11 protein-coding genes are annotated in these 13418 nt (G+C 64.1%); 10 read left to right on the forward strand and 1 reads right to left on the reverse strand.

Features of this window, described 5'->3' with window-relative positions; genetic code table 11:
* A partial coding sequence (locus tag AB4061_RS17950; RefSeq protein WP_441636066.1) for a type VI secretion system Vgr family protein occupies positions 1–1559 on the reverse strand: 1559 nt, incomplete at its 3' end.
* A gap of 469 nt (positions 1560–2028) precedes the next feature.
* Between AB4061_RS17950 and AB4061_RS17955 the strand changes: the two genes are divergently transcribed.
* The 10 genes from AB4061_RS17955 to tssE all read left to right on the forward strand — a co-directional run bounded on the left by AB4061_RS17955 (position 2029) and on the right by tssE (position 13413).
* Positions 2029–2724 carry a DUF3592 domain-containing protein gene (locus AB4061_RS17955; protein WP_441636068.1) on the forward strand — a complete coding sequence of 232 codons (696 nt, stop codon included), beginning with the start codon at positions 2029–2031 and terminating at the stop codon, positions 2722–2724.
* Positions 2725–3372: 648 nt separating this feature from the next.
* On the forward strand, positions 3373–3537 hold the full coding sequence (locus AB4061_RS17960; protein WP_441636070.1) for a hypothetical protein: 165 nt from the start codon (positions 3373–3375) through the stop codon (positions 3535–3537).
* 189 nt (positions 3538–3726) lie between these two features.
* On the forward strand, positions 3727–4242 hold the full coding sequence (tssB, locus tag AB4061_RS17965) for a type VI secretion system contractile sheath small subunit (protein WP_441636072.1): 516 nt from the start codon (positions 3727–3729) through the stop codon (positions 4240–4242).
* A gap of 25 nt (positions 4243–4267) precedes the next feature.
* A complete protein-coding gene (tssC, locus tag AB4061_RS17970; RefSeq protein WP_441636074.1) occupies positions 4268–5815 on the forward strand; it encodes a type VI secretion system contractile sheath large subunit in 1548 nt (515 codons plus the stop codon).
* 119 nt (positions 5816–5934) lie between these two features.
* A complete protein-coding gene (gene tssK, locus AB4061_RS17975; RefSeq protein WP_441636076.1) occupies positions 5935–7281 on the forward strand; it encodes a type VI secretion system baseplate subunit TssK in 1347 nt (448 codons plus the stop codon).
* Positions 7278–7931, forward strand: coding sequence for a DotU/TssL family secretion system protein (locus tag AB4061_RS17980; RefSeq protein ID WP_441636078.1), 654 nt, complete (start codon positions 7278–7280; stop codon positions 7929–7931). The genes tssK and AB4061_RS17980 overlap by 4 nt, the downstream gene beginning before the upstream one ends.
* Before the next feature lie 10 nt (positions 7932–7941).
* Complete coding sequence (locus AB4061_RS17985) at positions 7942–9657, forward strand: OmpA family protein (protein ID WP_441636080.1); 1716 nt, start codon at positions 7942–7944, stop codon at positions 9655–9657.
* 15 nt (positions 9658–9672) lie between these two features.
* Positions 9673–10158, forward strand: coding sequence for an Hcp family type VI secretion system effector (locus tag AB4061_RS17990; protein ID WP_441636082.1), 486 nt, complete (start codon positions 9673–9675; stop codon positions 10156–10158).
* A gap of 100 nt (positions 10159–10258) precedes the next feature.
* Entirely contained in the window at positions 10259–12982 is a 2724-nt protein-coding gene (gene tssH, locus AB4061_RS17995) for a type VI secretion system ATPase TssH (protein ID WP_441636084.1), read from the forward strand.
* On the forward strand, positions 12979–13413 hold the full coding sequence (gene tssE / locus AB4061_RS18000; protein WP_441636086.1) for a type VI secretion system baseplate subunit TssE: 435 nt from the start codon (positions 12979–12981) through the stop codon (positions 13411–13413). The genes tssH and tssE overlap by 4 nt, the downstream gene beginning before the upstream one ends.
* Positions 13414–13418: the final 5 nt, after the last annotated feature.

Raw genomic sequence — 13418 nt, forward strand, 5'->3', positions numbered from 1 at the left:
CGCTTCTGGCGCTCGCCGTTGACCATATGCCCGAGGGTCAACTGGCTTTTGCCGGAATGCTCAGTGGAAAGCTGTACGTGTTCCTCGTCCTCCCAGTCTTCCAGTTCGACTTTGTTGCCGCTCTGCGTATGGATGACATTGCGCGACTGCAGGCGGTCCTGRTTGGTGATCAGGTCGACATGCTGACTGTTGTGATGGAAATGCGCGATATACGGCTTGTTCGGGTTGCCGTCGTGGAACGCGATCGCCGCCTCGGTCCCATCCAGCGCCGGGAAGTGAAAGCCCGTCCGGCGCGCCCCGGCATGTGGCTTGGCCGAACGCAGCGGTACGCTCTCGCCGCCTTTTGGCCATTCATCGAAGTCCAGGTCGAAGCGGACCGTGTAGTGGCCCACCTGCGTCAGGTAGGCGTACTTGTACTGCCCCGGCGAGGTCACGCGGGCGCTCAGCGTGCCGTGGATCCTGGGCCATTTGTCTTCATTCAGCGGCAGCCGGAAGCGCCGGTCCGAGGGAATGGCCTTGAAGGTGTTGCGGTACGCCTGGTCGCGCCCGCCACTGTGCCTGACCTCGATGATCACCAGCCCGTTGGGCGCGTCGGGCAGTACCCGGTCCATGCGCACGATGCGCGACGAGTGCAGTTCCAGCACATTGCTTGCGCCCTCGTAGATGAGTTGCCAGGCGATCGCGGCCTCGTGGCGCAGTTGCGCCTCCCACTTGGCGCCGGCCTTGTCCAGGTGATGGCTCCCGTAAACATAGGACTGGCCGTAGGTCGTYTTGTCCTTGCGGGCGATGTTCGCCTCGGCCTGGATACGCTCCCAGGACTGCTCGGGGTTGTAGTCCGCGACGAGGATCGATTCCGGCACCGTCCGCGCATGGGACTTGAGATCGGTCACGGCCTCGACGCCGGATTCCAGCCCCGCCGTTTCGCGGTACGGCACCCGCAGCTCCGGCAGGTAGATGTAGTGGTCGATGTCGTCGCCGAACACCGCCATCTCGCCGAACTTGCCCAGCAGGAAATAGCAGTAGAGGCCTTCCTGCTCCATCAGCAGCCGGATGTAGTCCCAGTCGGACATCTGGTACTGGAGGCGGAAYTTGTGCTGCGGATACTCGCGGCGCGTCTTGAAGCGAAACTGATGGCCCTCCAGGCCATGCCGGCGCAGGATCGCCTCGATGATCTGCGGGCCGGTCAGGTGCTGATAGACGCGGCTCGCGCGCGTGAGCCGCAGCCGCGCGACGAGCGGCTCGACCACGATCTCGTAGGCGCAGGAATCATGGGTCTGCCTGGTCTCGGAGAAGCCCGTGATACAGCCGCCGAACTTGCGCGGCGCCGTGCCGTCGCCAGGATCGATCAGGAACGTGGCGTCCTTGCCGAGATAGCCGGCCTGATCGAGCGGCAACGGGTGCGTCAGCTGGATCGTCACGGTGTACGTGTCGCCCAGGCGCTCCACCGCTTCGAACGACACCACCGACAGCTCGGCGGCGCTGGCCGCGCTGGGCACCTCGAGGAAATACGCCTGGTGCGCGCCACCGTCGGCGTGCCGTTGTTCAACCGGATCCGTCATGGTCTTCGCTCCATTGTCAGCTTGATCGAACCTGACGCAGGACTCTAAACGGATTTTTTTATGTCATAAATAGCATTATTACAATTGTTGAAAAAAATATCACTTTTATAGAAAATTCGTACTTGTCCTATTTATCTCAAGGGACATCCATGCTAACAATCACGGCGGCACGTCCTGCGGGGCGTTGTCGCGAGCATTGGAAATCGCTTGAATCGGCTCTGTGACGTCACGCGGCGCCAAGGGATCGGGCGCGGGACTGCTGTGTCTTTTCGCCTGCCATGGGTTCCGCCTTCCGTTGCAGCTCGCTTCCGATGACCGGGATCTGCCGCTGGTCACTGTGGCTGTACGCGCAGCGATCCGAGGGCAGGGTGCCAACCGATGAATTAGACCATCTGCACCTGATGAGGCCGCGTCGACGGTCTTCTGAACAAGTCAGGCGCTCCCATCAAACTCCCATCAAACTGACTTCATGAAAACGCTGGGCATCATCAAGTACACCTTCCTCGCCATCGGTATCGCGTTGCTGCTTGGCGCGAGCGCCATCGGTCTGCATACGCGTTCGTTCCTGTCGAACGCGGTGGGCACGGACGGCATCGTCGTGGCCCTCGATGCACAGGGCGACCGTGGTTCGACGACCTACAGACCCATCATTCGCTTCCAGACGCCGGGTGGGACCGTCGAATTTCGTGCGTCGAGCGGCAGCAACCCGCCGAGTTACGCAGTCGGCGATACGGTCCCGGTACTGTATTCACCGGAAAAGCCGAATGACGCGACACCCGACGCATTCTTCTCCCTTTGGGGGGCGGCAACGATAGCCGCTGGCATCGGCCTCGTGTTCTTCACCATCGGCGCCGCGATGATCGGACTGGCACAGCGCGCATCGCGCCGGGAAGCCTATTTGCGCACCCAGGGCATACCGGTCCAGGCGCGCGTTCAGGGCATCGAAGAGAACGAAAGCGTACAAGTCAACGGACGCTCACCTTACCGCATCACGGCGCAATGGCTGGACCCGGCGACATCGCAAGTTCATGTCTTCTACAGCGGCAACATCTGGTTCGATCCGACCGAATACGTGACGCGCGAGCACATCACCGTCCTCTTGGATCGGAAGAATCCGAAGCGCTACCACGTTGACGTGTCGTTCCTGCCGCAACTGGCGACCTGACACCCAACTCACAGGCAACGAGATCTGAGTGGCCGGCGTCCTCAGCGGCGCCATTCGCCCCCGGGATCCCCAAGTACAGCACCAGCACTCGTTCGACACGATCCATGTGCGATCTGGCAGGGACGCAGCCAGTCTAACGGCGTGACCCAGCTCCATCCTTGGATGCCGATACTTCATCGCTTCCCGACGCAGGCGAATCGTCCCAGTTTCCCGAAGCGCCGCCTCCGTCGAACGTGCCTCCGCCTCCAGCGGTTTCCGAGGAACGACTTGAAGCGCGTTTTGCGGTGTCGCGGTTCTCTGGTGCTGCCCCGTTCGATGATGCAAGGGCCTCGATGAGGACACCGGCGAGTAAGTAGGCCATGTCCAGCGCACGCTCCTTCAATCCGGCCACCCTCGTAGAAGAGTCGGCCTTCGACGGCAAGCGTCGTCCGGTGCGATGCGGCTTGCGGCGTCGCGGACCCGGGGACACTTTCCGATCCGGCTTCGGCTTCCTGCAAAGAAAGCAGTACAACAGCGCCAGAACCAGGATTTTGAAAGCACGCATTGGGGTAAGCGCGAGGCAGGGTCGTTGGCGGGAATTGAAGCACGCGATAGCCCACGGCGGCGGCTCACCCACCTGATCGATCAGGTGCCTGGGGCACGATCACGGTGGATCAGTCCAACGTCATCAACGAGTTCGGCGGCGCTGGCCGCGCCGAGCACCCGCAGGAAGTACGCCTGGGGTGCGCCACCGTCGGCGTGCCGTTGTTCAACCGGATCCGTCGTGGTCTTCGCTCCGTTGTCAACTGGATCGAACCTGATGCAGGACTCTAAACTGGTTCAATCATGACATAAATGCTGTTTTTACAAAATTTAAACGAAATAGTAATTTTTTAGAAAATTCATACTCGTCCTATTTATCTCGCATAGGCCTCCATGTTACTAATTCCGACTGGTTGCCTTACTGATCGTTACCGCAAGAACTAAAGAGCGTTTAAATCAGAGATAAGAAAGGAACAAACGATGGCTGAGAGTTTCCAGAACGAAGTGCCCAAGGCACGGGTCAATATCAAGCTCGACCTGCACACCGGTGGCGCGCAGAAGAAGGTCGAACTGCCGCTCAAGCTGCTGGTAATGGGCGACTACAGCAACGGTCAGGACACGCGGGCGCTCGCCGATCGTGAGAAGGTGTCCATCAACAAGAACAACTTCAATTCGGTCCTCGCCGACTTCAACCCGAAGGCCAGGATCGCCGTCGAGAACACCTTGGTCGGCGACAGCACCGAGCTGCCGGTTGACCTGGACTTCCGCTCGATGGACGACTTCAAGCCGGAAGTCGTCGCCGGGAAGGTGCCCGAGCTGCGTGCGCTGATGGCGGCCCGCAATCTGCTGCGCGACCTGAAGTCGAACCTGCTCGACAACGCGATGTTCCGCCGCGAACTGGAGAAGATCCTCAAGGACCCGGCCTTGTCCGAGCGGCTGCGCGCCGATCTGCAGAAAATCGGCGAAGCCGCGCCGGCCTCACCGTCCGCCCAATAAACGTCTTCCTTGAGGAGTGAATCCCATGGCAAAACATGAAATCGCCGCGCGCGCCAATAGCGAAGCAGACACCGCTGTCCTGGATGCGCCCGGTAAGAGCGTCTACGAGTCCCTGTGCGAGAAGATCAACCTGACACCGGTCAAGGCCACGCGCCCGGTGGAGTCTTTCCAGAGCGCCGATGCGCTCGCCGAATCGTCGCTGGATGAACGCGTCGCCCAGGCGATGAATGTGTTCCTGAAGATGATCCAGGACTCGTCGCAGCAGGTGGACCGTCTTGACAAGAGCTTGCTTGATTTCCATATCGAGCACCTTGACCAGCAGATCAGCCGCCAGCTGGATGCGATCATGCACAACGAGACGTTCCAGCAGATCGAATCGGCCTGGCGCGGCCTCAAGTTCCTTGTCGATCGCACCGACTTCCGCAAGAACGTCAGGATCGAAGTGCTGGACGCCTCGAAAGACGCGCTGCGCCAGGATTTCGAGGACACCCCCGAGATCATCCAGAGCGGCCTGTACCTGCACACCTACATCCAGGAATACGACACGCCGGGTGGCGAGCCGATCGGCTCGATCATCTCGAACTACGCATTCGGCCGCAGCCCGCAGGATATCGCCCTGCTGCGCAATATCTCCAAGGTTTCCGCCGCGGCGCATATGCCGTTCATCGGCTCCGTCTCGCCGGCCTTCTTCGGCAAGGAATCGATGGAGGAAGTGGCCAGCATCCGCGACATCGGCAACTACTTCGATCGCGCCGAGTACTTGAAGTGGAAGAGCTTCCGCGAGTCGGACGATGCCCGCTATATCGGCCTGACGCTGCCGAATTTCCTGGCGCGGCTGCCCTATGGGCCGGAAACCGTGCCGGTACGCGCCTTCAATTACACCGAGGCGGTCAAGGGCCCGGATCACACCCGCTATTTGTGGGCCAATGCTTCGTTCGCGTTCGCCGCGAACATGGTGCAGAGCTTCATCAAGAACGGCTGGTGCGTACAGATTCGCGGCCCGCAGGCCGGCGGCCTGGTCGAGGACCTGCCGATCCACCTGTATGACCTGGGCACGGGCAACCAGGCCAAGATCCCGACCGAGGTGCTGATCCCGGAGACGCGCGAGTTCGAGTTCGCCAATCTGGGCTTCATCCCGCTGTCCTACTACAAGAACCATGACTTCGCGTGCTTCTTCTCCGCCCATTCGGCCCAGAAGCCGGCGCTCTACGACACCAAGGAAGCCACCGCCAACAGCCGCGTCAACGCGCGCCTGCCGTACATCTTCCTGCTCTCGCGGATTGCCCACTACCTGAAGCTGATTCAGCGCGAGAACATCGGCACGACCAAGGACCGCCGCCTGCTGGAGTTGGAGCTGAACACCTGGGTCAAGACGCTTGTGACCGAGATGACCGATCCGGGCGACGAGTTGCAGGCTTCCCATCCGCTGCGGGAGGCCAAGGTGATCGTCGAGGATATCGAGGACAACCCGGGCTTCTTCCGCATCAAGCTGTTCATCGTGCCGCACTTCCAGATTGAAGGCATGGACATCAATCTGTCGCTCGTATCGCAGATGCCGAAAGCGAAGAACTGATCGGCCACGATCAGTCTCGATTAGCGCTGACATGACGTAGCGCCGCTGCACGCTGGCTCGACAGCCAGCGTGCAGCGCTCCCATGCGGAAAGGGCCTTTCCGCGTAACGGCCGATCACAATGAAGATAACTAGACCGCTGTGGGCGCAGGGCATTTTCATGACCCCGCAGCATTTCCAGCAACAGGCACTGTGGGACCGGTATGCCGACGAGGGCGTCGCGCGCCTTGCCAGCCCCGATCCGTGGGGCACTGTTCGCGTCGCCCTTGACCAGCAGGCTTTGTCCATTCATCGCCTGGTGGTAAGTTCCCTGGCCCTGCGCCTGCCGGACGGCACGGTGATCGACACCGACACCGCGGACCGCACGCCCGCCGCACGCGATCTGGGCGACGTGCCGGCGCACATCGACACCGTGGTCGTGCAGATCGGGCTGCCGCTGATGGATGCGCAAGGCGGCAACTGCATCGAGGCCGGGGAACGGCCCGCCCGGCCGCGCCGCTTCGTGCGCGAGTATCTGGAAGTCGCCGACCTGCATGGCGAAGGCAAGGAAGAGATCAGCGTTGAGCGGCATGCAGTGGCACTGCTGTTCGATTTCGAATCGCACGTGGATTACGTGACCTGCCCGGTCGCTCGGCTGGTGCGCACGCCCCAGGGGCGCTTCGAGCCCGATCCGGCCTTTGTGCCGCCCTGCCTCTTCCTGTCGGCAAGCGACCGGCTCACCCAGCGCATGAAGCGGCTCTCCGAAATACTGAGCGCCAAGAGCGCGAGCCTGTCCGTGCGCCGTCGCGAGCGATCCGACCAGATTGCCGATTTCGCGGTTGCCGATGTGGCGTTGTTCTGGCTGCTGCACAGCGTCAACAGTACCTGGCCGGAGCTGGCTCGCCTGTGCGCCGTGCCACAGCAGCATCCAGAGCGGCTCTATGGCATCCTCGCGCGTCTGGCCGGGTCGCTGCTGACGTTTTCCACCAAGGAGACCTTGCAGGCCATCCCGCCTTACGACCACCTCGCACCGGAGCCCGTGTTCGCGGAACTGGAGTCGCTGATTCGCACCCTCCTCGACACAGTGATCCCGTCACGGGTGGTACCGGTGGCGCTGGAACGCTTGCGGCCCACCGTCTGGGTCGGCAAGATCCTCGACGAGCGCCTGGTCGAAGGCGCCGAGTACTACCTGTCCGTCCAGGCGGGCGTCCCCGCCCACGCGCTGCTCGAACAGTTGCCGCGCCTGTGTAAAGCTGGTGCGCCGGACGAAGTCGAGCAGATCGTCAATTCCGCGCTGCCCGGCATCCCGCTGCGGACGATGTCGCGCCTTCCCGCGGCGATCCCCGTGCGCATCGAGAACCAGTATTTCGCGCTCGACAGCGCGCACCCCGCATTCAAGCGCATGCTGGCTGCGCGGGCCTGCCAGTTCTACGTTCCCGCTTCGCTGCCGGACGTATCACTTGAACTCTTCGCGGTATTGCCGGCATGACAACCCTCTCCACCTCGATGCTGCCGCTCGCCTTGCGCGATACGGCCCTGACCGTCACTGGACTCGCTGACGATACGAAACCCATGGGGTTCAAAGCCTTCCAGGCAATGTGCCTGGAGCAGGTGTCTCGCCTGCGTGAGGAGCTCTCGGCGGCCGGCCAGCCGGCCGACGTCGTGGAGGACGCCGTCTATGCCCAATGCGCGTTGCTCGACGAAGTCGCGTTGGGCAGGCTGCCCGACGACGATCGCGTCGCATGGGAACGCGAGCCCCTGCAGGTGCGGGAGTTCCAGAGCCACGATGCCGGGCAAGCGCTGATCGCTCGCATCGAGCGGCGTCTGGGCGAGGCAAAGCCCGTGCTGCCGCTGCTCACCGTTTTCTACGCGACATTGGGGCTGGGGTTCCAGGGCAAGTTCGCGCTGGATGGCGCCAGCGAACGTATCGCGCTGATGCAGGCCATCGATGAACGCCTGGATCGTGCCGGATGGCGCAAGTCGGACGGCCCGGTGCTGGTCACAGACGGCAAGGCGCGTCGATGGTGCGCTCATCTGTCGCCGCTCGCCTGGATCACGATCTCTTGCGCCGGCGCGGGCCTCGTCTACCTCGCGCTGGACCGGTGGCTAGCCGCAGCGATCACGCCGCTCGCGGGCTGAAAGGGCATTTGTGACCGGCTACCCCTACCGCACACTCTTCGGCTGGATCGCAGCGCTCACGCTGGCCTGGCTGGCGCTCAGCTCGCCATGGCCGGCGACGTGGAACCTGCTGCTCGCTGCCTTCACGATCGGGCTGGCGCTTCTGGCGATCCTTGTTGCCACGCGGCGGGTGCGCGCACGGCAGAGCGCTTCGCAGCCGGTGCTGCAAGCCATCGATGCGTCGCTGGATGGGCTGCCCCGTGGTATCCGGCGCAATACACCGCTGGTATTGGCCATCGGGGACGCATCGGGCGCCCCGCCGCTGGCATTCGGCAAGGATCTGGTCCGGATCACGGACGCTGCGATCTGGGTGCGCGTCGACGACCCGGCCCGGCTGGCACACGTGGCTGACGCGCTCAAGCGCTGGCGCGCGGGGCAGGGCCCGGATGCCGTCGCCTACCTGATTGGCGCCGACCAGGCCCGTGATGCGGCCGCGCTGAACGCCGGGCTTCGGCGTTGGCGCTCGGCCATTGGCGAGGCCAGCCGTGGGGTTGGCTACGGCCTGCCGGTCTGCGTCGCCGTGTACGTGGAAGAAGCCACCCGAAGCCACGGCGCCCCGGAGGATAGTCCGTGGTTCGGCGTCTGCGGCACCAAGGTGCTGCARGGCGCTACGCTGCCTGCCCAGATTGCCGCGCTCGTCCTGCAGTATGGGCAGGCCGCGCTGCCCGCCGATCGCGAGGCCCGCATGCACCGCGCCGCACGGCTCGATGCCCTGGCGCGCTGGGCCTGCGGCGCCTTGCTCCCTGCGCTGCTCGATAACCAACGCGGCAGCCGTCAGGTGCACGTCGCAGCGTTCGGCGTGACCGCCACCGAGGGCATCCCCGCCACGGATTCGTTGTATGCCCGCTTCATCGAGCAAGCGACCGCGCTTACCCGCATCGCCAAGGACGGCCGCCGTGCACGCTACCCGCTGCCGGATCCCCTGATCCGGGGCATCGCCCTGCAGCCCGTGCGGCGAGCGCTACCGCGCGCCCTTGCCCACGCCTTTGCCTGGCTCGCGCTGGCTTTCTGCGCCGCCGCGGCGGCTTCCGCCTGGCAGAACCGTGCGCTGGTTGCGCGCGTCGTGGGGGATATGGCGCGCTATCGCGCCATTGGACCAGAGCATGACGCCGCCCGTGTCGATGCGCTGCAGGCCATCAAGCGCGATCGCGACGAACTCGCTCAATACGCACGCTTCGGCGTACCGGTGCGCCTTGGCCTGGGCTTCTATCGTGGCGCCGGCTTGCTGACGCCGCTCGATGCCCTGATCGCCGCGTATCAACCGCCGCCACCGCCGCCGTCAACCATCGAACTGGACAGCCTGTCGCTCTTCAAGAGCGGCAGCGCGGCGCTCAACCCCGGCTCGAATCGCGTGCTGATCGGCGCGCTGGAGATGATCAAGGCCCACCCGTACAAGCGCGTGCTGGTGGCCGGGCACACCGATACCGCCGGCAACCCTCGCAGCAACCTCAAGCTCTCCGAGGCCCGCGCGGCGTCAGTGCGCGACTGGCTGGCCGACGCGGCAGGCTTGCCGCCGACCCGGTTTGCGATTCAAGGCTATGGCGATACCCGTCCCAAAGCCGCCAACGACACCGAAGCGGGGCGCGCCGCCAACCGACGTGTCGAGATCACGCTCGTCCCCGATTGTCGCGACGGTGATCGCGGCAACCGGACAACTTTGGGCCATCCGGCCTGTTCATTCCAGTAGAAGGAGAAAGAAGCAATGGCAATTCCCGCATACATGTGGATCAAGGACGATGGCGGCGCCGATATCAAGGGCTCGGTCACGGTCAATAGCCGCGAGGGCAGCGTCGAGGTGGTCGCCTTCGATCACGGCGTCAGTATTCCGACGGATTCCAATACCGGCAAGCTGACCGGCACGCGCGTGCACAGGCCGGTGGTGTTCACCAAGGAAACCGATGCCTCGACGCCGTACCTGTACAAGGCGGTCACCAGTGGCCAGACCCTGAAGTCGGTCGAGATCAAGTGGTACAAGATCGACGACGCCGGCAAGGAAAAGGAATACTTCAACACCAAGCTCGAGAACGTGAAGGTGGTTGGCGTCACGCCGAAGATGCTGGACATCAAGAACCCGGCCTTCGAGAAGCACAACCACCTCGAAGACATCGAGCTGCGCTACGAAAAGATCACCTGGTCGTACAAGGACGGCAACATCATCCACACCGACAGCTGGAACGAGCGCTCGTAATACGTGCCCGGCCGGCGTCCGCCGCCGGCCTGCCATCTCGCGCGGACCCGGTGTAGGGGCCGCGCACTCCCTCCTTCACCCCGCGTCCCTCTTCTCCTCCATGACCGCCCGCGACCTCTCTGCGTTTCTGCGTCGTCTCAACGACCATTGCGCCCGTGCCCTGGCCGACGCCGCCAGCCTCTGCGAAACACGCGCCCACCGGGACATCGAGGTCGAACACTGGCTGATCAAGCTGCTGGAGCTGGGCGACGGCGATCTGCTGGCGATCCTGCGACGCTATGAACTCGATGTGGACGGCATCTGGAACGGGCTGCTCGCCGCCATCGAGCGCCTGCCGCATGACCTGCGGGGCAAGCCTGGGCTGTCGCAACGCCTCGGCCAGTGGCTGGAGGCCGCATGGATGCGCGCATCACTGGAAGCCGCGACGCCCGGACAATCCACGTCAATCCGCTCCGCACACCTGCTGGCCGCACTGGCCGAAACACCGCACTTGCTGCGGGCGCCCGGCGCCTGGCCGCTGTTGAGCGTATCCGCCGTCCAGATCGAGCGGCTGATGCACGAACTCGACAAGATCTCGACCGAGGCAGCCGCTCGCGGCGCTGGCGAGCCGGCCGGACCGGCTCCCGCCCCGTTGTCGTCAGCGCCCGCCACTCCCGCCACGCCCGCCCCAACCCGGCCAATGCCCGGTCAGGCCGATACATCGGCGCTGGCCCGCTTCACGACTGACGTCACCCAGAAGGCCCGCGACGGCAAGATCGATCCCGTTTTTGGCCGCGACGTCGAGATTCGCCAGATGGTCGACATCCTGGCGCGGCGGCGCAAGAACAACCCGATCCTGGTTGGCGAGCCTGGCGTGGGCAAGACGGCGCTGGTCGAAGGCCTTGCGCTCAAGATCGCGCAAGGCAATGTCCCGGCGGTCATACAGAACGTCAGCGTGCTGACGCTGGACCTGGGCCTTCTGCAGGCAGGCGCCGGCGTCAAGGGCGAATTCGAGCAACGCCTCAAGAACGTGATCGAGGCCGTGCAGCAATCGCCAACACCGGTGCTGCTTTTCATTGATGAAGCCCACACGCTGATCGGTGCGGGCAACACCGCAGGCGGCGCCGATGCCGCCAACCTGCTCAAGCCCGCCCTGGCGCGCGGCGAACTGCGCACGATCGCGGCGACGACGTGGTCCGAGTACAAGCAGTACTTCGAGCGCGACGCCGCGCTGGAGCGGCGCTTCCAGATGGTGAAGGTCGACGAGCCCGATGACGACGGCGCCTGCCTGATGCTGCGCGGCCTGAAGGCGCGGTATGCGCAGCACCATGGCGTACACATCACCGACGCCGCCATCGCCGCCGCCGTGCGGCTGTCGCGCCGCTATCTGACCGGACGCCAACTGCCGGACAAGGCCGTCGATCTGCTCGACACCGCCGCTGCCCGCGTGCGCATGAGCCTGGAGGCCACACCGGTCGCCATCTCCTCCTGCGAGGCGGAACGCGCGGCGCTGGAGGTCGAGCGGGCTGCCCTGCTGCAGGACCAAGGGGCCATCGGCGCGGATGTCGGCAAGCGACTGGCGGCCATCGATGCCCGGCTGGCAGCACTCGCCATCGAGCTCGAACAGTTTGAGTGCACCTTTGCCGAACAGAAGGGGGCTGCCGAGACACTGATCGCGTTGCGTGCGCAATGGCAAGCCGCCGCCGACGAGTCGGCACGGCGGGAGCTGACACCGTCGATCCAGGCCGCGCACGAGATGCTGGCCAGGCACGGCCAAGCCGCGCTGATCCACGCGGAAGTGGACGAGACTGCCATTGCACAGGTGATTGCCGACTGGACGGGGGTTCCGGTCGACAGCCTGCTGTCCAGCGAGCTGGCCACGTTGCTGGCGCTGGAGCGGCGTTTGGGGCACGTCGTGGTCGGCCAGGACGAGGCGCTAGCCGCGCTCGGCAAGAGCTTGCGAGCCGCCAAGGCGGGACTCAAATCCGAGGATGCGCCGCTGGGCGTGTTCCTGCTGGTGGGGCCTTCGGGCGTGGGCAAGACCGAAACGGCGCGCGCGTTGGCCGACCTGATGTTTGGCGGCGAGCGTTCATTTGTCACCATCAACCTGTCCGAATACCAGGAAGCCCACACCGTCTCGCAGTTGAAAGGTTCGCCGCCGGGGTATGTCGGCTACGGGGAAGGTGGCGTCCTGACCGAAGCGGTCCGCCAGCGGCCCTACAGCGTCATCCTGCTCGACGAGGTCGAGAAGGCGCACCGCGACGTACTGAACTTGTTCTACCAGGTCTTCGATCGCGGCTTCATGCGCGACGGCGAAGGCCGGGTGATCGACTTCCGCAATACCGTCATCCTGATGACCTCGAATCTCGGCAGCGAGCAGATTCTGGCGGCCGCCGACGCCGCCGTCACGGCCGGCACCGAACTTGCCACCGGCACGCTGATGGAAGCGATCCGCCCGACGCTGGTCGATCACTTCCAGCCGGCGCTGCTGGCACGCTTCCAGACCATTGTCTACCGCCCGCTGTCAGCCGACGCCATGGCACTGATCGTGCGGATGAAGCTCGGCAAGGTGGCTGAGCGCATCGCGCGCCGCTTTGGCGTGCCGCTGCGGTGCGGAGACACGCTGGTGGCCGAGCTGGTGCGGGCCTGCCTGCTGCCCGATTCCGGCGCCCGCAATATCGACACGCTGCTCGATCAGCAGATCCTGCCGGTACTGTCGCGTGAGCTGCTGGTGCGCATGTCTGACCAGCAAGCGCCGGCATCGATTCACCTGTCATTCACCGAGGACGATGGTATCGGCCTGGACTTTGAAGAGACGGCAACGACAAGCGGGGCCGGCGCGTGACACGGAGCGGGCCGGGCCTCTTTGAAGCGGTGACGGGATACTTTGCGAATGGCGTGGCCGTGGATGATTTCGATGCGGCGACGCAGACGTTCCTGTCCGTGCGGGACAACATCCAGCGCATCCTCAATAGCCGTCGCGGCAGCCTGGCGCATCTGCCGGATTATGGGCTTGGCGACCTGTCCAGGATCTACCGGCATCTACCCGCGTCGGCGCACACGCTTAAGCGCGAAATCGAAACGACGCTGCTGCGCTATGAGCCGAGACTGAAATCCATCGACATTGCGATCGAAGAAACCGAACCGGGCATGTTGCTCAGCTTTACCATGAGTTGTCAGCTGCATCAGGCCGGGCTGGTGCGATTCGGCACCCATTTCACGCCCGATGGACAGACGCGCCTCAAGCTGCTGAAAGCCGAACGTGACCGTGAGTGAGTGAC

The organism is Cupriavidus sp. YAF13, from assembly GCF_052113425.1.
GTDB lineage: Bacteria > Pseudomonadota > Gammaproteobacteria > Burkholderiales > Burkholderiaceae > Cupriavidus.

Bases quoted from the DNA above. Each gene is read 5' to 3' on its own strand.
- tssH (WP_441636084.1), top strand. From the start codon at position 10,259: ATGACCGCCCGCGACCTCTCTGCGTTTCTGCGTCGTCTCAACGACCAT.
- tssK (WP_441636076.1), top strand. From the start codon at position 5,935: ATGAAGATAACTAGACCGCTGTGGGCGCAGGGCATTTTCATGACCCCG.
- tssB (WP_441636072.1), top strand. From the start codon at position 3,727: ATGGCTGAGAGTTTCCAGAACGAAGTGCCCAAGGCACGGGTCAATATC.
- tssC (WP_441636074.1), top strand. From the start codon at position 4,268: ATGGCAAAACATGAAATCGCCGCGCGCGCCAATAGCGAAGCAGACACC.
- AB4061_RS17990 (WP_441636082.1), top strand. From the start codon at position 9,673: ATGGCAATTCCCGCATACATGTGGATCAAGGACGATGGCGGCGCCGAT.
- AB4061_RS17980 (WP_441636078.1), top strand. From the start codon at position 7,278: ATGACAACCCTCTCCACCTCGATGCTGCCGCTCGCCTTGCGCGATACG.
- AB4061_RS17955 (WP_441636068.1), top strand. From the start codon at position 2,029: ATGAAAACGCTGGGCATCATCAAGTACACCTTCCTCGCCATCGGTATC.